The following is a 20,186-nucleotide window of genomic DNA, read 5'->3' on the forward strand; positions in this document are numbered from 1 at the left end:
CAGCTGGCTTGCCGATAAGATATTTGGATTTAAAGAGTATGAAGAAAATGACCTCCCAGAACTTTTCCTGGGATGATTTGAAAACCGTTATGGCTGTAGGTGAGCACGGTAATCTGTCACGCGCCGCAGATGCTCTGGGCATCAATCATTCCACCTTGTTTCGTCGGTTGGGGGCCATTGAGACGTCGCTGGCATTAGCCCTCTTTCTGCGTCGCCGCACCCACTACGTTCCGACAAAAGCCGGAACCGCGCTGATCGCCCTGGGACACCGCATTGAAGAGGATATCCACTATGTTCTACAGAACATTGAAGAGGATGAATGCGGTTTTTCGGGGGAGATAAGGGTCACCACGTCGGATGCCCTTTTGCAGGATTACCTTAACCCGCTGATCGCGTCATTTAGCCGGGTAAATCCCCACATTACCTTTCAGGTCTCGACAGGAAATGAATCCGTCAATTTGTTCGATGGCGGGGCGGATATCGCGTTTCGAGCCACCAGAGACATTCCGGAGCATCTTTCCGGCCGCAAGGTGGGATCGGCGTTCTGGGCAGTGTATGGTTTACGTGAACAATGGGAAAAAAAGCAAGTCAATGCTATGGCGCTCACGGAGCATCGCTGGGTCTCCTTCCATTACGCAATGTCTAAGTTAAACGCCTTTCTGTGGATTGAAAAAAATATTCCCGAGAAAAATATCACCTTTCGCGGCGACTCCGTTCTCAGTGTTGCGTCGGCAATCTCAAGCGGGATTGGGATCGGTTTGTTACCCTGCATGCATGGCAATCAGATAGATAAACTGGCTCAGATTAGCCCCATCGTGGAGGGACTGGGTGAAGACATTTGGCTGCTCGCGCATCCTGATGTGAGGAAATCAGCAAAAATAAGGGAATTTATGAATCACTGTTCCCACTATTTAGCAGAGAACAGAAAGAGAATATTCGGACAGACATATTAATTCCTTTTTTCATATAAAATTCATTAATATTTCACAGCGTTCATTTTTGCAATAAGCCCTTTGCAAAAATGAACGGACAAAAGAATATTTCGTTTTGTATAGTTTTCTCGTGTTCACGAATCAGGTCATTAATACACTGATAAATTTAAACAAACATCGCGGAAACTATTATGACGATTAAAGCAACACCTGCAGCGGCCAGAAATCTGTTAAGCCCGGAAAACCATGCGCTGATCCTGCTGGATCACCAGAGCCAGATGGCGTTCAATGTGAAAAATATTGATATCGGCCTGCTGAGACAAAATACCGCAGTCCTCGCGGAAACAGGCAAGGGGTTTAATATTCCGACCCTTGTTTCAACGATTTCACGCCATGATTTTGCGGGCCCGGTATTCCCTGAAGTTTCAGCGGTATTCCCGGATGACGCGTCGTATGTTAACCGATCCACCTCCAACGCATGGGAAGATGGTAATTTTGTTGATGCCGTCAACAAACTGGAGCGCGACCGCCTGGTGTTTGCAGGTCTGTGGACCTCGGTCTGTCTGAATGGTCCGGTTCAGTCTGCCATTGAGCAAGGTTTTGACGTCTATATCGTCACAGACGCCAGCGGTGACATGAGTGCAGAAGCTCATGAACGCGCTGTGCAACGCATGATTCAGGCTGGCGCAAAGCCGATTACTGCCCTGACTTACCTGCTTGAACTGCAACGTGACTGGGCACGTCATGAAACCTACGAACTGACCACTTCGATCAGCCAGAAACATGGCGGAGCGTTCGGTATTGGCATCCAGTATTGTGCAGATATGGTTCACGCCTAAGATAACTCGCCATACGATTTTTTTTGCTGGGGGAGTGGAATGACCGTATGGCCGGTATGCGGGCAGGATGCAGTATTCCTGCCCGCATGTTTTTTCTGAGTTCTGTTCATCTTTCTTCGTTCCCCCTCGCTCGCCGTTTCGGCAGCCTGTCTTACCCGAATTCTTTTGAAAACCATTCCGAACAAACATGGCATCCAGCATTGAGTAAAAAATGAGTGATGAAATTGACACTAAACCTACCAACTGGTAGGTTGGTTTTCGTTCGCTTTCCAGCCAACCGGATCCGGGCCTGAGAACGTTATTTTTTTACCTATGCGATAAGTGAGATCGGTAATGGAGAAAAAGCATGAGTTAGCGGCAGGGCCATCCATTCAGGGAGATGGCATTGTGGAAACAACGACAGCGATCGAGGTTTTTTCCGGCCCCGGCATGAGTATCAACCTGCGTTTTTGCCTGATGAAAGAGGTTGCGGCGTATAAGGCGCAGCAGGGTCAGGCAATTGCCGACCCTGAACAGGAACGGGACGTGCTTGAAAGAGCCTTTGCTGTCGCCCACGCGTCAGGGCTGGAAAGAGAGAGCGTCAGGTCTTTCATTCAACTGCAGATGGACATTGCGAAGGCTATCCAGCATTTCCATTGTGCCGACTGGCTCATGGAAGAAGACACACCGAGGACACCGATGCCGCTCTCTGTGGTGAGACCAAAAATTGCCCATGCTGATGAATCAACGCTTCTCAGTATCGCTCGGAAATTAAAAACGGAGGGCGGCTTTTCCGGAGCTGATAAAGCGGCATTCATGCGAGAAATTCAGCATGAAAAAATACGTGACAGAGATAAAGAGCGGCTCTGGGCTACAGTTAAAAAAATCCTGCTTCATTCATCCTGTGGCGCGTCTTAATGGGCGAGTTATCACGCCAGCAGCGAAAGACGTGCTTAATGTTTTCAGGAATACGTTCTCGCGTATTTGATTGTGTATTCACTGTGTGAGCAAAAATATGACGAACACTTCACTTTCCACCGGCCAAAAAATAGTCCGCCTGTGCCTGGTCGCGATTATTCCCCTTGTCTTGATAGCGCTGTTTCTCTGGTCAGGCGGCTGGCTGACGCCGAATCGTCTGACGTCTGACAAACTGGTTTCGGTATTGCAGAAATCGGGTGGGGAACATCCTGGTTTTCGCCGCAATCACGCGAAGGGCGTGTGCGTGGTGGGGGATTTTATCTCTAATGGCCAGGTCAGTTCGTTATCGCGAGCAGCGCTGTTTGCCCCTGGCGAAACGCCGGTTACGGGGCGTTTCGCCATCGCAGGGGGTAACCCAAAAGCGCCGGATTATGCCGTTCCCGTGCGCAGCATGGCGCTGCAATTCAGGCAGAGCAACGGCGAGCAATGGCGAACAGGCATGAACGCGATGCCACGCTTTCCGGTCTCTACCGTTGAAGACTTCTATGCGCTGCAAAACCTGACTCTGCCCGATCCGGCAACCGGTAAACCCAACCCCGACAAGCTTAAGGCGTTTGTGATCGCGCATCCTCAGATGCAACCCTACCTCGCCTGGGCAAAGCAGTATGTACCTTCATCCAGTTGGGCAAGCGATCGCTTTAATAGCCTGAATGCATTTCGCTTTATTGATAAAGCGGGTAAAGAGCACCTGGTCCGCTGGAGTATGGTGCCGCATATTGGCTCTCTGCCGATGAGCGAGGCGGATAAAAATGATAAAGATTTTCTGCAGCACGATCTCGAAGAGCGCCTGAAGCAAGGGCCGCTGAAATGGGATCTGATGATTACCGTCGCTAAACCGGGCGATCCGGGCAACGATGCAAGCCAGGTCTGGCCTGAAGATCGGCAAACCATCAATGCCGGCATGCTCGTGCTGACGCGTGCAACACCGCAGCAAAACGGTCCGTGCAATGACATCAACTACGATCCGCTGATTTTGCCCGATGGCATTGCCCCTTCGGACGATCCTTTACTCAATGCGCGCTCGGCGGCCTATGCCAAATCCTACAATGCGCGTACCCGTGAACAGTCCCGACAGTCAGGAGCTGGCTTATGAAACAGGTTGCTTATTTCCATCCGGCGTTGCGCATTCTGCACTGGTTCATGGCAGCGGCTATCGTGGCAATGTTGTTTATCGGCATTGCGATGGTTTCAACCATTTCGTCGAAGCATGCCCTGCTGGTGGCGATCCACAAACCGCTGGGGCTGATGATTCTGGTTCTGGTGGTGGTCAGGCTATGGCTGAGGTTTTATACCTCCGTCCCTTCGCTACCGGCTTCCATACCGGCCTGGCAGCGCCTGATAGCGCATCTCTCACACTGGGCGTTATACATCATGATGTTCCTTCAGCCCCTGATTGGCTGGGCGATGCAGTCAGCGGCGGGGTACCCCATCACCCTCGGGGGCGGGGTTGTTTTGCCACCCATTGTTCCGGTGAATAACGACTGGTTTGCCATTCTGCGGCCATTGCACTCTCTGGTTGCGCTGATGCTATTTGCTACCGTGATGCTGCATTTGGCGGCCGCGCTTTTTCATGCGTTAGTGCTGCGAGATGGCGTCTTTGACAGTATGGCGGGGACCGGCAGACGGCGGCAGTAAAGGCGGCCTGTCGGTAGGTTTTCGCTCTGCTCTCTGATATCTTATTGATCTGTATACTGACAATGGGTTACGGCTATGTCCACCGAACGTTCACAGAAAGCAAACGACATTATATTTTTCACGCGACAATTGCTTACCACCGGTGGCTACCGAAGCTTCAGTTTTGCCGACCTTTCTGAAAAGGTGAATATTCGCAAGGCGAGTATTCACCACCATTTTTCAAGCAAGGCGGAGCTGGTAAGGGTCGTCGTGAGCGAGTATCGCCAGGAGGCCCGCGCCGGAATGCAGGCATTAAGCCGTCAGCTAAATAATCCGGTTGCCGAACTTCAGGCCTATGCCGATTATTGGGCCAAATGCATCCAGGACGGTTCTGCGCCATTTTGTATCTGCGCGATGCTTGCCGCCGAACTGCCGACGTTGCCGCCCGAAGTCGCTTCGGAAGTGACGGGACATTTCGCCGATCTCTCTGGCTGGCTGACGGAGTTGCTCGAGAGAGGAGAAAGGGAAAAATGCTTTACTGTCCGGTCAACCCACGCCAGCGAGGCGGGGCAGTTAATGGCAACGGTACATGGTGCCATGTTAGCCGCACGCGCGTTTAACGACGCGAAAGTATTTCAGCAAATCGTCCAGCCGGTGATCGACAATATTCTTGTGTCGGATTGATCGCTCGATAGCACGACATTGCTCTTTTAACCTGCTTATAAGGGCGCAATGTGCACCTCTCCTGAGGGTATTCCGTACCAATAATTGACCACTCCGCACAAATTCTGACCGTTTAAGACGCAACGGGGGATTAGAAACGACAATTTTTTCAAATTCCGCCTTCGTCCAATTTTAATAACCTGCTCTGTCTCATATTATCATGGTGTAAAAGGGAGACAGGGACACGTCTGAAGGCTAATCTTTGTTAATGACGATACGGCAAGCAACAACGTCGGGATGGCTGTCATGGACCGTTAAACGAGAGTATAACGGGACCGTTTCGTCCTGGAGTCTTATCTGGTTGGCTGGTAACAATTTGTGTCAGAATAGACGACAAGACATACCTATTTCCTTATTGGAGTCATCGCGCATGAGAATGGCAATCACCCTACTTTTCTTGATTATTTCGACCTGTTCCTGGGGGAAGGAACTCCCTAAGCTTGAAGGGAAACCCGTGTTAACCATCTCCGGGAAAATCGAGAACAGTAATCAAAATGGCGCTGCAGTCTTTGATATCGCTGGCCTGGAAAAAATCGGCCTCGTTACCATGCGTACCCGTAACCCATGGTATAATGACCAGACAAGCTTTGAGGGTATTCCCATGAAAAAACTCATGGAACTGGTCGGCGCCAAAGGCACTATTCTGAGTGTAACCGCGCTCAATGATTATACGACTGAAATTCCCATTGAAGACTTCACAAAATATAACGTGATCCTTGCAATAAAAATGAACGGCCAATATATGCGCGTTCGCGACAAGGGCCCTCTGTTTATTGTCTATCCTTATGAAAGTAACAAAGAGTTGGATAACCAGGTCTATTACTCGAGATCAGCATGGCAGATTAGCAAAATGGTCGTAGAGTAATAATCTGGAGAAATGCATGAACAGGATCCTGGTAGGCATTATATTTTTCCTATTCATTACAACCGGGTATATTTCATTTCTTTTGCATGAGCGGCAGGAGGATCTGCAAAAACTCAACCATTATAAGGACTCCTGGTCTGTCTCTCAGATGGTTTCAGAATACTACAGGCTGGAGTCGTGGATCAGCCGTTATTCTGACAATAATCCTGATATCACCATGGACGATCTCCGCATGCGGCTGGAGATCATGCTTAGCCAGCGCGAGTTACTGAAAGAAGGCGATTTAGGGAAATATGTAAAGTCGAATAAAAGCCATAATGCACTGGCAAAAAACCTGCATGAAACGCTTGATTACCTTGATCATCATCTGGAAGGGATGACTCGCGCTCAACTTGCTGATTATCTTGAGAAAATGTATGCGCTCGATTCCTCCCTTAGCCAGTTTTCATCCAGTGCACTCTCCAATGATGTTAACTCCATCAACGAGACAAACCAGAATATACAAAAGCTGTATCGTATCTATTCAGGCCTTTCGGTTCTGCTGATTATTTTAAGTGCGATATTGGGTGTTTTAAACGTCTGCCAGAACAGGAAGATACTTAAAACTCACCGACAGGTTACCAGCCTGGCAAATGAACTTCAGAAATCGAAGGAAATACTCCAGCAACAGAATAAAAAACTGGCGTATGACGTTTACCATGACTCGTTAACGGGGCTTAAAAACAGGCTTTATTTCTGGGATGATCTTATTAATAACATCTCGATAGCGAGCCGCATACACAGGCCAGTCACGGTCATGTTGTTTGATCTCGATCGCTTTAAAGAAGTCAATGACAGCTTTGGTCACGATGCCGGCGATCTGTTATTGCGTGAGGTTGCGCACCGGTTATCCTCCATGAGCAACGAAACAAATACATTCTATCGCCTCGGGGGCGACGAGTTTGCATTATTGTCGCATGAGCTGACAGAAGAAAGTGCCGTTAATCTGGCCATGGAAATCTGTGAGTGCATTAAAAAGCCTTACATAATAGGTAACTCTAACGTCACCATTGGTACCTGCGTCGGTATTGTTGTTTCAGAGTTAGAACGACGTTCAGATTACCTTTATAAGTTTGCCGATCTGGCTCTGTATGAAGCTAAACGTGCAGGCTTAAACATGATCAAAGTGTTTCGCCGCATTATGCTGCAAAAGCTCGAGGAAAGCAGAACCCTGGAGCGTGATTTATCAGTGGCAGTCGCAAATAAAGAGTTGGTCGTTTACTATCAGCCGATTGTTGATTCGTACACCACTGAAATATATGGCTATGAAGCCCTTCTGCGCTGGAATCATCCCGTTAAGGGCATCATTGCGCCGGATGATTTTATTTCGGTAGCAGAGAAAACGGGATTCATCCATGAGATAGGCAAAGCCGCGCTTGAAATCGCCTGCAAGGAAGCGACGACATGGAAGGTGCCGGCAAGGATCTCTGTCAACGTGTCTCCGGTGCAGTTAAGCAGTATGAATTTTGTCGATACAGTACGCGCAGTGCTGGCCGAAACGGGGTTGCCCGCGACCCGACTCGAACTGGAAGTGACGGAATCTTCGCTGTTTACCGACAGTGAAACCCCCATCGAAATCCTTATGGCGCTCAGAGTGCTGGGCATAAAAATCTCTATTGATGATTTTGGTACGGGCTATTCCTCCCTTTCAAGATTGATTCAGTTAGGCTTTGATAAAATAAAAATCGATAAATCTTTTGTGCGAACAATATCCACGGATGAAGAAACTCAGACCATCGCAAAATTAATGGTCGGCATGGCGAAATGCCTTGATATGATAATTATTGCTGAAGGCGTTGAAACCAATGATCAACTGTTGTGCCTTCAACGTTTAGGGTGTGATTTGGCACAAGGATATCTCTTTGGAAAGCCCGCGCCCTTTATCAGTCAATCAATCAAAGCGGGTGAAACACTTGTTTAATCCTGCGGTGACGCTCCCTGGTCAACACGTGTGCCTGGCGCCTGGAAGAGAAGAGAGGGCGATATGCATGCGCAACGGCTGATGGGGGAGGGGGATGAACCGTACGTTGAGCAACAGGGTGACAGACTGACCTACTCTTTGCCGGTCGATTCCGGATTTGTCAGTTTTAACTTCACGTTTGATCTTCGCCAGACCGATCTGGATGTCCTGCTGTCGAGCGATTACAGGCGAGCCGTCCTCGAGATCACGGCCCACACCTTGCTCCAGCATTCGACACTGAAGGGGAATGACCGTTTCACTCAGAAAGACTTCGACAATCTGGTCGCAGTCACACTCCACGCATCGCTGGCGCTTTTGCACATATTCATTTCGCGCGTGAGCCGTGAGCACAATATTGCCATTGACCATTATGTCGAAGAAATACTCCACCGACGAACGCGCCGCGACTGAACAGGCCCGAAGCCTGATCAATGTGTTCCTGATACTCCCCTCAACGCGAACATGATTGCCCCTCAACAGAAGCAGCCTGCATCTGCAATTTGCTGCAACACGGTCGCGTTATTCGGCAAAGTTCAACAGCGCGTTACCCTCCAGGCGATACCGTACCCATTCGTTTTGAGGTAATGCGCCAATGCTGAGGTAAAAATCAATTGCGGGCTGGTTCCAGTCCAGTACGCTCCATTCAAGGCGTCCGCAGCGCCGTTCCACGGCATATTGCGCAATTTTCTTCAGCATCGCTTTTCCCGCGCCCTTGCCGCGATAATCGGGGGAAATATACAAATCTTCCATGTAAATACCGTTACGTCCAAGCCATGTGGAGTAGCTGGTGAAGAACACGGCGTATCCGGCGATTTTCCCTTCAATCTCGCAGATTAATGCTTCGGTATGGCTGCCGCCGCCAAAGAGTGTTTCGCGAATCTCATCCGGTGTGGTGACCACTTCTTGCGGGGCTTTTTCGTAAACCGCCAGCTCATAAATCATATCGTAAATAGCGGAGGCATCTTCCGGGCGGGCCTGGCGAAGGCTGATACTCATATGTTTTCCTGTCTTTTTTGCAAGGCATCGTTATTGATGGCGTTAAGCATAGGGGGTCTTGTCAGAAGAATTAAGTGCAATGAAATCACCCTATGATGAATATTATGCATCCAGCGCTGCGACGTCTTGATTTAAACCTGCTGCTCATTTTTGACGCCATTTATCGGCACTGTTCCGTTCGCCTCGCCGCGGATGAACTGGCGATGAGCACCTCTGCGTTGAGCCACGCGCTGTCCCGGCTGCGTATTGCGCTCAATGACCCGCTGTTTTACCGGGAAGGCCACCGGATGTGCCCAAGCGTGTATGCTACCCAGCTCGCGCCGTCTATTGCATCAGCACTAAAATTTCTCAATCAGGAGCTGACTGTACAACCGGCGTTCGTGGCTTGCGAAAGCACGGAGCGGATCCAGATTGCGATCACGGACTTTACCGCGTTGTGCATTTTCCCGACGTTGATGCAGAGACTGCAGCAGGAAGCGCCTGGCTTGCGCTTTGATTTACGCTATTTGCCACACAGCCCGGCGCTGAACGAACTGTTGGCAGGAGAAGTGGATCTGGCGCTGGGATTCAGTACACCCGACGATATCCGCCACAATGAACTGGATGAGATAAACTGGTTTGAGGATGAGTATGTTGTCATCAGCAATACCCGCCGAACACAGCTGACGCTGGAAGATTATCTTGCTGCACGGCATCTGGTGATAACCCCCTGGAACGAAAAGCAGGGTGTACTGGATTTACGGCTTGAGCAGTTGGGGTATACGCGGCAGATAGCGCTTAAGACGCCATCCATGCTGAGTGCCCCGTTTATCGTTGCGGAAAGCGACCTGCTAATGGCCATTCCCCGTTTTGCTGCTGAGAAGCTGAAACATGCTGCCAGTATTCAGATTTTTTCATTGCCGTTCACCATAAGCCCGTTTGAAGTAAAGATTTACTCGCATAAACGCAGTGGCCAGAGAGGGGCAACCAAATGGCTGAAGACGACACTTCACATGCTGGCGGACGAGTTGCCGCAAAATATTTATGGCCATGAAACTGACAGTCGAATTTGAATGAGGGTAAATGCCATGCTTCTGGAACAGTTGAAAACGCTGGAGCGCACGCTTCATGGCAGCAGGCGCAACGATCGTGAATGGCTTGAACAGATACTTCACGACCAGTTCAGGGAAATGACACGATCAGGTGTGTTGATCGATCGTTCGCAGATAATAGAGGCACTTTCTGCCGAAACAGTTATCCCGACCATTCTCAGCAGCGACTTTCAGCTCATCCAAATAAGAGAGGATGTCGCGATATTGCACTACAGGACATTCAATGCGGACGGCACTCGCCCGACTTTGCGTTCTTCGTGTTGGGAGCGGGCCGGGAGCGGGCAATGGAAACTGGTATTCCATCAGGGGACACCGGAAGCGGAGAGAGGATAGGGTGGCCGTAGATTACTAACAGAAGCACTGAGTTCAGAGAAGGCAGTTTGGTGCCATGAGTAGTCGTTGCCATTGCCATTCAGTGGCATAAGCTCAATTCATTAGGAATAAGGCTAAATTCTAAAGATATTTAATTAATATTAATTTATTCATCTGTGTCAGAAAAATAATCATGGGTTTGGTTTTAAACCCATGATTATAATTCTTAACAAGCGCATTCAAATAGTTTTATAGCCAAGAGTGATATACTTTTTGCATGATCGCCTTCAATTTAACGGGGATTTCGTCAAACTCACTTCCCCATTTTAACGTTTCCTTATAGGCGTTAAATGGTTTTTCGGATGTAGGAACTGGATACCCAAGAATGTCTTCTATACATTCCTCGACAACAATTACTTTTTCAGGGTTACCTGCTGCTTCAAGTATATGTGGGTTAAATAACTCTGCGCCCTTAACTCCTTTATCTCGGTCATGAATGACAATAAAGTCAACATCTAACGCAGTAAGATATTTTATCAATCCTATTATAGCCGCTTTACCACGTGCTTTAACTAATTCAGTATTGGTTAATATTTTATTTCGTGCACTTGCCGGAACTCGACGGAGAGCTTCTTTAAAAATGATTTCCTCCGTATCCCCCTCTACAACTATAACTTTTTTAGTGAAAAAAATGCGAGACATATGATCATCTAATTTCATTATCATCTTCACATAGCTCTTATCATCTTCTGATAGTTGCTTATATTTTTCCGTGACGGAGAATGGATTGATAGAAGTATGATTAGAATCATAATGAAATCTATTTAGGATTTGCCTCGGTTTTCTGGATAGATCAATTAAATATGGTGAGTGCGTTGTGGCGATAATTTGTGATGATAGCCCTGATAACTCATATATTATATCTCTCATCTGGTTTGCAGCACTTGGATGGAGATAAATTTCTGGTTCCTCGAAACCAATGATAAGGCTTCTCTCATCTTCACCTCTTTTCTTTAACCATGCTTGCCTGAATCTTAGAAGACCAAACACGGCAGCCCTTACCATGCCTGTTCCTTGATTGGATACCGCGGTTCGTATATTACTTGACATCTCAATGGAAAAACTGGGGGATAATGCCGTGTCAGGGTTAGAAAGGTCGGCTGAGGCGTAGATCTTTGATTCAGGGAATACACAACATAGAACTTTATTCAATTCCCCCATCATTATACCAAACTCTGATTCTTCATCAGAGGGATTTAATTCTTTTGCAAGTTCATTTAGACATTCCTGTGCTCGTTTATAATTAGCAGAGCTTCCTCGTACATCCTTGAATAGTTCGTTAAGTGTTTTTTGGAGTACGCCAGTTTTGTCTTCAATCTCAGTAACTCCCGATTCTGCAGGAATTAACAAAAAACTCGGTAGTTTTGACAGGACTACCCCGCCTATCCCCCCGGGGTTTTTATCCCAAACTTCTTCCTTTGTTATATCCCAAATATCATCAATGAGTTCAAGCTTTGACTTGTCACCGGTGCTTATATTTTTATCTAATGCAGGAAATAATTCATTTATTATTTCAGGCTTTATACCAGCATCAATGTAATCAGAAGGTTTTTTTAAATTTTCAAATTCTTTTTTCAAATCTCTTTTTAATGATTTAAGCTCTATAACAACATCCTCACCAAGAGAATAGCTCTTTCTATAAAAAATACTATTGCCTGTTTCTCCAGTATCAAGAGGATCATATGTAAACACTCTTCCTTTAAATCCTCTCCAGTTTTTTGCTTCATCCGGAATATTTCTAAATTCCGCTTCGAGTATCACATCTTTACATGTTACTTTATTTTCTCCAGTTTCTGTATCAATCTCTGAACAATAACAGTCAGTTGCCATCCTTTTTTTATCCGATAGCAGCCATTCTATGGCTTTTAAAACTGAGCTTTTCCCGGCATTGTTAGAGCCAATAAGAAATGTAGTGTCACCAAAATTTACTTGTGAATTATGAATTCTTTTAAATCCATTGATTTTAAGGGTGTGTAGTCTCATTAATATGCCCACGTATTAGTGTAAATGTTAAGATATTTAAAGTGTCATTATTTATAATTGCCTATGAATACTAAGTTCTTAACTCAAAGGAAAATGGGATTTATATCAAAAAAAATATTCTTTTTTTTAATTCTATTTACTACATCCCTCATTGCCATAGATAAAAATGTGACCTGCACCAATTTATTTTTGTCAATCCAGTGTTTGTAAAGCTCGTTTTCATTACCAAAATCAGCCCCCCTGAACGAGGATCAACCAACCTCCTGCTAAAACCACCCACAACCCGCAACACTGCCCGTAAAACGCAATTCCCCTGATCCCTCTGCATCACACTACACTTATCCCTTAAAGCCAAACCTGACACAGGGAGTCATGTATGTCTGCGGAGAATTTATCCCAAATGGGTGCGGCAAAAGTGCAGCGTTTGGTGGATCAATATGGTCAGCAAGTCATAGAAAAATGTCCTGTTAGCCCTGTGGAATACGCTTTCTACGAGCATGCGGCGGAAGAGCTCAACAGCAGGGGAATCAAAACGCCGACGCTATTGTCTGCCGATCCACATCTACGCCGGTTAAGGCTGGAATATATCCCTGGAAAAGTGTCTCAGGATGAGGTGTCGGGGGATGACATATTGAAATGCCTTTCTCATCTTCATCGCACTCCACCGGACCCAACCTGGGTGTATCACCCTCATTCCTGGCCCGAGAAAGCGCTTGAAAAATCACTGGCGCTTTTGAAATTACCGGACCGCGCGGCCCACCAGATGTGCTGTTTTCAGCAAGCGGGCAGCGTTTTGTTTCGGCAGAAATGTTTAATCTCAGGGGATACCAATGCCGGTAACTGGGGGAGAAGAGAAAACGGAGAGTGGGTTCTCTTTGACTGGGAAAGGTTTGGCACGGGCAGTCCGGCTATCGACCTCGCCCCGCTGGTAAAGGGGATGGGCTCCAGGCAAAGCATTTTACAGCTTGCGGAGCGTTACTGCGTGCATTGTCCGCATATGCCTGCCCGACAGCTAGCGACGGAAATAACCCTTGCTAAAGCATGGATTGTGTCAGAGGTGGTGTCCCTGCTCTATGACCGGAACAAAACAGATTTTGAGCTGTACCTGAACTGGTACAGAGAAACGCTTCCCGGCTGGCTGGACGAGGCTATCTCAGTACTTTAACCCTTCGTCTGCATGGGTTTTTTATATTATTAAGGCCGAAATTCTGGCTCACAGACCAGCTGAATTTCGGCCCTTACGCACTGGCCTTAGTGCGCCGTGATATACGGCTCTTTCACGAACTCCGCCAGCAGCCAGACCATATCATGTAGCAGACCGGTCAGCTCTTTTGCCACGTTTGCAGGCAATGTTCCGCCCATTACCGCCTGCGTTAACGCCAGCGCATAGTCCACCTGGAGCGACGTATCCTGCCAGCAGTCCGGAACGCAGGAGACAATCTTCTCTCCTGCAATCAGCTGTTCGACCAGATAAGGCGGGAGGGCAGAATCACAACGCGCGCGAAGGCGTTTAAGGACTGCCAGCAAACGCGTGCACAGTGTTGCATGGGTGACCGCATCGTCGGTTTCTACCAGCACGCTTACATACGCGGTGCAGGCATCGGCCAGTTCGAAGAGATCTGCAGATTCAGGCAGTTGTAGATGAGTCAGATGGTGTATAGCGCTTTCTTCAGAGAGCGCGTAAGACAGGGAAGGGACAGTTGTCATGTGATTTTCCATTTTAAAAAAACTCCAGACCATCCAATAAGTTCCTACGCTCATGGGTGGTAGCGCTGACGGAGGTAGGAATACCGCACACGACAAAAACGGCCAACCTTTCGGTTGCTCCGCCAGCGCGACCGTAGTGTAACGGGATGAGCGCTGCCGCGACAAAATAATTGTCGTATCGTGATATGCGGGTTCCTACGCCCGGTTGCGGATGTGCCGCAACGCAGGCACTTTACGGCCGGGAGGAGAGTAAGAAAAGCAGTAACCCTGAATTACACAGGGTTACTTGCAGGTTTGCGAGGCGGCTTCCAGAAAGGCCTTAGCGGGCGCAAGCAACGCCGCGCCATTACCCTTCACTCAGCATCGCCAGAAACCGTTTCACCGTCCGCGAACGTTCAAAACGCCGCCAGCACAGCGCGATATCGGTATAAAGCTCCGGTGATGTCAGCGCATGGTAGGTCACATTGGGGGGCGAAATGGCGGCCATCGACTTCGGCACCAGGGCGAACCCGCCGCCAGCGGACACCATGCTCAGGGAAGAGGAAAGTTGCGAAGACTGCAGCGTGTGCTGCACGTCAATTCCGGCCCGCTCGCAGCAGCCGTAAACGCGATCGTACAGCCCTGGCGCGACCTCCTGCGGGAACAAAACGACCGGCGTATCCCGAAGTTGCTCCAGCGCCAGCGATCCACACTTCGCCAGTGGATGGTCGCGATGCAGCGCCACAACCATCGGCTCACGGTCGAGAATTTTTAGCTCAAACGCTTTGCTGCTCTCACACGGCAGACGCACAAACGCGATATCCAGCTCACCCTCCGCCAGCATCGCCGTCAGCGAAGACATATTGGCTTCCACCTGGTGCACTCTCACCGCCATGTTCTGCAGCTGATACTGGCGAATAAGGGTGAAGATTTTGGGGTGAAAGGCGTCTGAACTGGTGATCCCAATCGACAGACTGCCGTTCAGCCCGCGGGCAATGCCCCGGGCTTTCTCCAGCGCGGCGTCGCTCAGCGCCAGGATCTTACAGGCGTCCTCATAGAAGGCTTCTCCCGCTTCAGTCAGCTCCACGCCTCGCGTCAGGCGTCTGAATAACGGCGTGCCCACTTCTTCCTCGAGCCGTTTAATCTGCTGACTCAGAGGAGGCTGTGAAATACCCAGCGCTTTGGCCGCTTTGGTGAAGTGTCGCTCACGTGCAACGGCGACAAAATACCGCAGATAACGAAGTTCCATATCAAAAACGTCTCAAACCAGCATGGATTCTATATTGGAACTCTATGCTGAATCGGGTCAACATTTATTTAACCTTTCTAAATAAAGTTGAAGAGGACGAGCATGATGGTGCATTCATCTGCATGCGACTGTGAGGCCAGTTTGTGCGAGACCCTGCGTGGGTTTTCTGCCCAGCATCCTGACAGCGTGATCTATCAGACATCGCTAATGAGCGCCCTGTTAAGCGGCGTGTACGAGGGGGATACCACTATCGCCGATCTGCTTGCGCACGGCGATTTTGGTCTGGGTACGTTCAACGAGCTGGATGGCGAAATGATTGCCTTCAGCAGCCAGGTGTATCAGCTGCGCGCCGACGGGAGTGCCCGTGCCGCGAAGCCGGAGCAAAAAACACCGTTTGCGGTGATGACCTGGTTCCAGCCGCAGTATCGCAAAACCTTCGATGCGCCGGTCAGCCGTCAGCAGATCCATGACGTGATCGACCAGCAAATCCCCTCCGATAACCTGTTCTGTGCGTTACGCATCGACGGTAATTTCCGCCACGCCCACACCCGTACCGTTCCGCGTCAAAAGCCGCCATACCGTGCGATGACCGACGTGCTGGACGACCAGCCGGTGTTCCGCTTTAACCAGCGAGAAGGGGTACTGGTCGGGTTCCGCACGCCGCAGCATATGCAGGGCATTAACGTCGCGGGATATCACGAACATTTTATCACCGACGATCGTCAGGGCGGCGGGCACCTGCTCGACTACCAGCTGGAGAGCGGCGTGCTGACCTTCGGTGAAATTCACAAACTGATGATCGACCTGCCTGCCGACAGCGCATTTTTACAGGCCAACCTTCACCCCAGCAACCTTGATGCTGCAATCCGTTCCGTCGAAAACTAACAGGAGAACCACCGTGAACAGTGATAAACAGGCACGTCAGTGGGCGCATGGCGCCGATATGGTCGTAGGCCAGCTGGAAGCGCAGGGCGTGAAGCAGGTTTTCGGTATTCCGGGTGCAAAAATCGACAAAGTGTTTGATTCCTTGCTCGATTCCTCCATCGAAATCATTCCCGTGCGCCACGAAGCGAACGCGGCGTTTATGGCCGCAGCGGTAGGGCGCCTCACCGGCAAGGCCGGTGTTGCGCTGGTCACCTCCGGACCGGGCTGCTCAAACCTGATCACCGGGATTGCCACCGCCAACAGTGAGGGTGACCCGGTGGTCGCGCTGGGCGGTGCCGTGAAGCGGGCAGATAAAGCGAAGCTGGTGCATCAGAGCATGGACACGGTCGCCATGTTCAGCCCGGTGACGAAATACGCCGTAGAGGTGAGTTCACCGGATGCGATTGCCGAAGTGGTCTCGAACGCGTTTCGCGCTGCCGAGCACGGCAGGCCTGGGGGCGCGTTCGTCAGCCTGCCGCAGGATATTGTCGACCAGCCCGCCACGGGCGCGATTTTGCCGGGCAGCAGTACTGCCAAAATGGGGCCAGCACCGGAATCCGCCATTAACGACGTGGCGAAGCTTATCGAAAAAGCCAAAAATCCGGTCATTTTACTGGGCCTGATGGCCAGCCAGCCTGCCAACAGCGCCGCGCTGCGTAAGCTGCTGGAGAAAAGCCGCATTCCGGTCACCAGTACCTATCAGGCGGCCGGGGCGGTGAATCAGGAACATTTCACCCGCTTTGCCGGACGTGTCGGCCTCTTTAACAACCAGGCAGGCGACAGATTGCTGCATCTGGCGGATCTGATTATCTGCATCGGTTACAGCCCGGTGGAATACGAACCGTCCATGTGGAACAGCGGCGACGCCACGCTGGTGCATATCGATGTGCTGCCCGCCTATGAAGAACGCAATTATGTGCCTGACCTCGAGCTGGTGGGGGACATCGCCGAAACGCTGAACCTGCTCGCCAGCCGGATCGCCCACAAGCTGGAGCTCAGCGCACGTGCGTCAGAAATCCTGGTCGATCGTCAGCATCAACGGGATCTGCTCGATCGCCGAGGCGCCTCGCTCAATCAGTTTGCCCTGCATCCGCTGCGCATCGTGCGCGCCATGCAGGACATCGTCAATAACGACGTTACGCTCACCGTTGATATGGGGAGCTTCCACATCTGGATCGCCCGCTATCTCTATAGCTTCCGCGCACGTCAGGTCATGATCTCTAACGGTCAGCAGACCATGGGCGTTGCACTGCCGTGGGCGATTGGTGCGTGGCTGGTCAATCCTGGACGCAAGGTGGTCTCGGTGTCCGGTGACGGCGGCTTCCTGCAGTCGAGCATGGAGCTGGAAACCGCCGTGCGTCTCAATGCCAATGTGCTGCACATCATCTGGGTGGACAACGCCTACAACATGGTGGCGATCCAGGAAGAGAAAAAATACCAGCGCCTTTCCGGCGTAGAGTTCGGCCCGGTCGATTTCAAAGTCTATGCCGATGCCTTTGGGGCGAAAGGCTTTGCCGTCGAGAGCGCGGATGCGCTGGAGCCTACGCTGCGTGCTGCAATGGATGTCGATGGCCCGGCCGTGGTCGCCATTCCCGTCGACTATAGCGATAACCCGCTGCTGATGGGCCAGCTCCATCTCAGCCAGATTTTGTGAATCAATATAAGGACAGAGAAATGCAAAAAGTTGCTCTCGTAACAGGCTCAGGCCAGGGGATTGGTAAAGCGATTGCGCTTCGCCTGGTGAAAGACGGTTTTGCCGTCGCCATCGCGGATTACAACGAAGAGACGGCAAAAGCCGTTGCCGATGAGATCGTCCGCAATGGGGGGAAGGCCGTCGCCGTGAAGGTGGATGTCTCCAGCCGCGAGCAGGTGTTTGCAGCGGTGGAAAAAGCCCGCACTGCACTGGGCGGTTTCAACGTGATCGTCAACAATGCCGGGATCGCGCCTTCCACGCCAATTGAGTCGATCACCCCGGAAATTGTCGACAAAGTTTACAACATCAACGTCAAAGGGGTTATCTGGGGTATCCAGGCTGCCATTGACGCCTTCCGTAAAGAAGGGCACGGCGGCAAGATCATCAACGCCTGTTCCCAGGCAGGCCATACCGGGAACCCTGAACTGGCGGTCTACAGTTCCAGTAAGTTTGCGGTACGCGGGTTAACCCAGACGGCGGCACGTGACCTTGCGCCATTAGGGATCACCGTTAACGCTTACTGCCCGGGCATCGTCAAAACGCCGATGTGGGCGGAAATTGACCGCCAGGTCTCCGAAGCGGCGGGTAAACCGCTCGGCTACGGCACTGAAACGTTTGCCAAACGCATTACGCTTGGCAGATTGTCCGAACCCGAAGATGTGGCCGCCTGCGTCTCTTATCTCGCCGGGCCAGATTCCGACTACATGACCGGTCAGTCCCTGTTGATTGACGGTGGTATGGTGTTCAACTAAATACTAATAAGCTCTGACATGAGTTTTCCCCTGCCCCCGTGCAGGGGCTTTTTTTTGTCTCCTCAGCCATTGTGGATTACACTGCGCGCTGCAAAACTTTAGTCTTAGAGATCTGACAGGCGGTAACAGCGATGAACGGTACAATCACAACGTGGTTTAAAGATAAAGGCTTTGGATTTATCAAAGATGAAAACGGTGACAACCGCTATTTTCATGTGATTAAGGTCGCCAACCCTGATCTGATTAAGAAAGACGCAGCGGTGACCTTCGAGCCCACAACCAACAACAAAGGCCTTTCCGCCTATGCGGTGAAGGTGATCCCGGAAAGCAAACACCTCTATATCGCAGGCGAGCGCGTGAAGCTCACTTCGATCAAATCGTTTGTGGTGTTCAGCGAAGAAGAGCCAGCAGATACCGGTATCGATAAAGAGAACGCGGTACTGTCCGTGGGGCTGCTGATGAACAACATCAAACCCAAGTCTGACAAAAAACCGGGTGAAATGCGCACGGTGAAGAAGCTGGCTATCACCACCTTCCAGAATACGACGATGATCTTCACGGAAGATGAGATCGACATCGACGCTACGGTGAAGCTGCTGAAATAATGCTTTGCCGGGTAGGGCGACGTCTTACCCGGCGTACCGCTGTCATCCTGGCGTGCAAACGCCACTCCCTCCCGTTTTCCCCAGCAGGCAATACGCCGCGTCTCTTTTCGTCCGCTTTTTAACCTGCTATAACAAAACCCTTATCCTTCCGGGAGTCAACGCCGTGCCCGAGCTTAATCAACATGGTCAAACTGTTAACGATATCGTCCCCGACTGGAAATGCGCCCGTGCGTTAACCCGCACTCCGCTCGTCGGTCAGTATTGTCGTCTGGAGCCGCTGGATGCCGAACGCCACGCCGCGGATTTGTATGAGGCCTATGCGCTGGGGGACGACAGCGACTGGACGTGGCTTGTCAGCACCCAGCCCGTGAGCGTTGAAGACACCGCAGAATGGGTCCTTGGCAAAGTACTGGATGATGAACTGGTGCCGTACGCCGTCATCGATTTACGTACCGGGCAAGCGGTGGGGCTGGTGAGCTATATGGCAATAGAGCGCATGCAAGGGTCGGTGGAGATCGGCCACGTCACCTGGTCACGCAAGATGAAAGGCTCCCGCCTCGGCACGGAAACCGTATGGCTGCTGCTCAGGAATGCATTCGAGCATGGCTATCGTCGGCTGGAGTGGAAGTGCGATTCAATGAACACTGCCTCGCGTAATGCGGCGGAAAGGCTGGGGTTTGTCTGGGAAGGCCGACTGCGTCAGAAACTGGTGCGCAAAGGGCGCAACCGCGACAGCGACATGCTGTCAATCATTGATGGCGAATGGCCACAGCGGGATGCCGAACTCCGCGCCTGGCTGGCTGAAGCGAATTTTGACGGGGAAGGGCGGCAGCGTAAAAAGCTGGAGGCGTTTCGTCTGTAAAATATGCCCCTCACCCGTTGGGAGAGGGGCTGCTTAGCAAACTG

21 protein-coding genes are annotated in these 20,186 nt (G+C 50.5%); 17 read left to right on the plus strand and 4 right to left on the minus strand.

Annotated elements, in window-relative coordinates:
• The first annotated feature begins 38 nt into the window (after positions 1-38).
• The 9 genes from QMG44_RS02030 (at position 39) to QMG44_RS02070 (ending at position 8,340) form a co-directional block, all read left to right on the plus strand.
• Positions 39-953, plus strand: a complete 915-nt coding sequence (locus QMG44_RS02030) for a LysR family transcriptional regulator (protein ID WP_032681469.1) — start codon at positions 39-41, stop codon at positions 951-953.
• A gap of 170 nt (positions 954-1,123) precedes the next feature.
• Entirely contained in the window at positions 1,124-1,771 is a 648-nt protein-coding gene (locus QMG44_RS02035) for an isochorismatase family protein (RefSeq protein ID WP_020885059.1), read from the plus strand.
• Positions 1,772-2,104: 333 nt separating this feature from the next.
• On the plus strand, positions 2,105-2,668 hold the full coding sequence (gene aroQ / locus QMG44_RS02040; RefSeq protein WP_086532821.1) for a gamma subclass chorismate mutase AroQ: 564 nt from the start codon (positions 2,105-2,107) through the stop codon (positions 2,666-2,668).
• 97 nt (positions 2,669-2,765) lie between these two features.
• Positions 2,766-3,821 (plus strand): catalase family peroxidase, encoded by a 1,056-nt coding sequence (locus QMG44_RS02045; RefSeq protein WP_086532941.1) that lies wholly within the window; start codon positions 2,766-2,768, stop codon positions 3,819-3,821.
• Positions 3,818-4,363, plus strand: coding sequence for a cytochrome b (locus QMG44_RS02050; RefSeq protein ID WP_020885056.1), 546 nt, complete (start codon positions 3,818-3,820; stop codon positions 4,361-4,363). The genes QMG44_RS02045 and QMG44_RS02050 overlap by 4 nt, the downstream gene beginning before the upstream one ends.
• 75 nt (positions 4,364-4,438) lie before the next feature.
• Positions 4,439-5,026, plus strand: coding sequence for a TetR/AcrR family transcriptional regulator (locus QMG44_RS02055; protein WP_025204719.1), 588 nt, complete (start codon positions 4,439-4,441; stop codon positions 5,024-5,026).
• 409 nt (positions 5,027-5,435) lie between these two features.
• A complete protein-coding gene (locus tag QMG44_RS02060; RefSeq protein WP_086532940.1) occupies positions 5,436-5,930 on the plus strand; it encodes a molybdopterin-dependent oxidoreductase in 495 nt (164 codons plus the stop codon).
• Between the two features lie 16 nt (positions 5,931-5,946).
• A complete protein-coding gene (locus QMG44_RS02065; RefSeq protein WP_059306371.1) occupies positions 5,947-7,890 on the plus strand; it encodes a bifunctional diguanylate cyclase/phosphodiesterase in 1,944 nt (647 codons plus the stop codon).
• Positions 7,891-7,953: 63 nt separating this feature from the next.
• Positions 7,954-8,340 carry a hypothetical protein gene (locus QMG44_RS02070; RefSeq protein WP_086532820.1) on the plus strand — a complete coding sequence of 129 codons (387 nt, stop codon included), beginning with the start codon at positions 7,954-7,956 and terminating at the stop codon, positions 8,338-8,340.
• Between the two features lie 108 nt (positions 8,341-8,448).
• On the opposite strand, the gene QMG44_RS02075 is transcribed toward QMG44_RS02070, so the two are convergent.
• On the minus strand, positions 8,449-8,925 hold the full coding sequence (locus tag QMG44_RS02075; protein ID WP_086532819.1) for a GNAT family N-acetyltransferase: 477 nt from the start codon (positions 8,923-8,925) through the stop codon (positions 8,449-8,451).
• A 92-nt stretch (positions 8,926-9,017) separates the two neighbouring features.
• Here QMG44_RS02075 and QMG44_RS02080 point away from each other — a divergent pair, with 92 nt between their 5' ends.
• Both QMG44_RS02080 and QMG44_RS02085 read left to right on the plus strand, forming a co-directional pair.
• Positions 9,018-9,977 carry a LysR family transcriptional regulator gene (locus QMG44_RS02080; RefSeq protein ID WP_020885050.1) on the plus strand — a complete coding sequence of 320 codons (960 nt, stop codon included), beginning with the start codon at positions 9,018-9,020 and terminating at the stop codon, positions 9,975-9,977.
• A 15-nt stretch (positions 9,978-9,992) separates the two neighbouring features.
• Positions 9,993-10,349, plus strand: coding sequence for a DUF4440 domain-containing protein (locus QMG44_RS02085; protein WP_086532818.1), 357 nt, complete (start codon positions 9,993-9,995; stop codon positions 10,347-10,349).
• 228 nt (positions 10,350-10,577) lie between these two features.
• Here the strand turns inward: QMG44_RS02085 and QMG44_RS02090 are convergent, their stop codons facing one another.
• On the minus strand, positions 10,578-12,371 hold the full coding sequence (locus QMG44_RS02090; protein WP_047743993.1) for an ATP-dependent endonuclease: 1,794 nt from the start codon (positions 12,369-12,371) through the stop codon (positions 10,578-10,580).
• A gap of 376 nt (positions 12,372-12,747) precedes the next feature.
• Here QMG44_RS02090 and QMG44_RS02095 point away from each other — a divergent pair, with 376 nt between their 5' ends.
• The gene (locus tag QMG44_RS02095) at positions 12,748-13,536 is read left to right on the plus strand and encodes a phosphotransferase family protein (RefSeq protein ID WP_086532817.1); all 789 of its coding nucleotides are present in this window, start codon (positions 12,748-12,750) and stop codon (positions 13,534-13,536) included.
• Between the two features lie 86 nt (positions 13,537-13,622).
• On the opposite strand, the gene QMG44_RS02100 is transcribed toward QMG44_RS02095, so the two are convergent.
• Entirely contained in the window at positions 13,623-14,078 is a 456-nt protein-coding gene (locus QMG44_RS02100; protein ID WP_086532939.1) for a hypothetical protein, read from the minus strand.
• A 346-nt stretch (positions 14,079-14,424) separates the two neighbouring features.
• A complete protein-coding gene (locus QMG44_RS02105) occupies positions 14,425-15,306 on the minus strand; it encodes a LysR family transcriptional regulator (protein WP_014169049.1) in 882 nt (293 codons plus the stop codon).
• Between the two features lie 105 nt (positions 15,307-15,411).
• Between QMG44_RS02105 and budA the strand changes: the two genes are divergently transcribed.
• From budA to QMG44_RS02130, 5 genes are all read left to right on the plus strand, one after another.
• Positions 15,412-16,191, plus strand: coding sequence for an acetolactate decarboxylase (gene budA / locus QMG44_RS02110; RefSeq protein ID WP_025204708.1), 780 nt, complete (start codon positions 15,412-15,414; stop codon positions 16,189-16,191).
• Positions 16,163-17,884 carry an acetolactate synthase AlsS gene (gene alsS / locus QMG44_RS02115; protein WP_086463059.1) on the plus strand — a complete coding sequence of 574 codons (1,722 nt, stop codon included), beginning with the start codon at positions 16,163-16,165 and terminating at the stop codon, positions 17,882-17,884. The genes budA and alsS overlap by 29 nt, the downstream gene beginning before the upstream one ends.
• 20 nt (positions 17,885-17,904) lie before the next feature.
• Positions 17,905-18,675 (plus strand): (S)-acetoin forming diacetyl reductase, encoded by a 771-nt coding sequence (locus QMG44_RS02120; RefSeq protein WP_025204707.1) that lies wholly within the window; start codon positions 17,905-17,907, stop codon positions 18,673-18,675.
• 131 nt (positions 18,676-18,806) lie between these two features.
• Positions 18,807-19,280 carry a cold-shock protein gene (locus QMG44_RS02125; RefSeq protein ID WP_014169053.1) on the plus strand — a complete coding sequence of 158 codons (474 nt, stop codon included), beginning with the start codon at positions 18,807-18,809 and terminating at the stop codon, positions 19,278-19,280.
• Positions 19,281-19,443: 163 nt separating this feature from the next.
• Positions 19,444-20,142, plus strand: a complete 699-nt coding sequence (locus QMG44_RS02130; RefSeq protein ID WP_014169054.1) for a GNAT family N-acetyltransferase — start codon at positions 19,444-19,446, stop codon at positions 20,140-20,142.
• Positions 20,143-20,186 lie beyond the last annotated feature (44 nt).

The organism is Enterobacter sp. 200527-13, assembly GCF_027924865.1.
Classification (GTDB): Bacteria; Pseudomonadota; Gammaproteobacteria; order Enterobacterales; family Enterobacteriaceae; genus Enterobacter; species Enterobacter ludwigii.

Bases quoted from the DNA above. Each gene is read 5' to 3' on its own strand.
- QMG44_RS02030 (WP_032681469.1), top strand. From the start codon at position 39: ATGAAGAAAATGACCTCCCAGAACTTTTCCTGGGATGATTTGAAAACC.
- QMG44_RS02035 (WP_020885059.1), top strand. From the start codon at position 1,124: ATGACGATTAAAGCAACACCTGCAGCGGCCAGAAATCTGTTAAGCCCG.
- aroQ (WP_086532821.1), top strand. From the start codon at position 2,105: ATGGAGAAAAAGCATGAGTTAGCGGCAGGGCCATCCATTCAGGGAGAT.
- QMG44_RS02045 (WP_086532941.1), top strand. From the start codon at position 2,766: ATGACGAACACTTCACTTTCCACCGGCCAAAAAATAGTCCGCCTGTGC.
- QMG44_RS02050 (WP_020885056.1), top strand. From the start codon at position 3,818: ATGAAACAGGTTGCTTATTTCCATCCGGCGTTGCGCATTCTGCACTGG.
- QMG44_RS02055 (WP_025204719.1), top strand. From the start codon at position 4,439: ATGTCCACCGAACGTTCACAGAAAGCAAACGACATTATATTTTTCACG.
- QMG44_RS02060 (WP_086532940.1), top strand. From the start codon at position 5,436: ATGAGAATGGCAATCACCCTACTTTTCTTGATTATTTCGACCTGTTCC.
- QMG44_RS02065 (WP_059306371.1), top strand. From the start codon at position 5,947: ATGAACAGGATCCTGGTAGGCATTATATTTTTCCTATTCATTACAACC.
- QMG44_RS02070 (WP_086532820.1), top strand. From the start codon at position 7,954: ATGCATGCGCAACGGCTGATGGGGGAGGGGGATGAACCGTACGTTGAG.
- QMG44_RS02075 (WP_086532819.1), bottom strand. From the start codon at position 8,925: ATGAGTATCAGCCTTCGCCAGGCCCGCCCGGAAGATGCCTCCGCTATT.
- QMG44_RS02080 (WP_020885050.1), top strand. From the start codon at position 9,018: ATGATGAATATTATGCATCCAGCGCTGCGACGTCTTGATTTAAACCTG.
- QMG44_RS02085 (WP_086532818.1), top strand. From the start codon at position 9,993: ATGCTTCTGGAACAGTTGAAAACGCTGGAGCGCACGCTTCATGGCAGC.
- QMG44_RS02090 (WP_047743993.1), bottom strand. From the start codon at position 12,371: ATGAGACTACACACCCTTAAAATCAATGGATTTAAAAGAATTCATAAT.
- QMG44_RS02095 (WP_086532817.1), top strand. From the start codon at position 12,748: ATGTCTGCGGAGAATTTATCCCAAATGGGTGCGGCAAAAGTGCAGCGT.
- QMG44_RS02100 (WP_086532939.1), bottom strand. From the start codon at position 14,078: ATGACAACTGTCCCTTCCCTGTCTTACGCGCTCTCTGAAGAAAGCGCT.
- QMG44_RS02105 (WP_014169049.1), bottom strand. From the start codon at position 15,306: ATGGAACTTCGTTATCTGCGGTATTTTGTCGCCGTTGCACGTGAGCGA.
- budA (WP_025204708.1), top strand. From the start codon at position 15,412: ATGGTGCATTCATCTGCATGCGACTGTGAGGCCAGTTTGTGCGAGACC.
- alsS (WP_086463059.1), top strand. From the start codon at position 16,163: ATGCTGCAATCCGTTCCGTCGAAAACTAACAGGAGAACCACCGTGAAC.
- QMG44_RS02120 (WP_025204707.1), top strand. From the start codon at position 17,905: ATGCAAAAAGTTGCTCTCGTAACAGGCTCAGGCCAGGGGATTGGTAAA.
- QMG44_RS02125 (WP_014169053.1), top strand. From the start codon at position 18,807: ATGAACGGTACAATCACAACGTGGTTTAAAGATAAAGGCTTTGGATTT.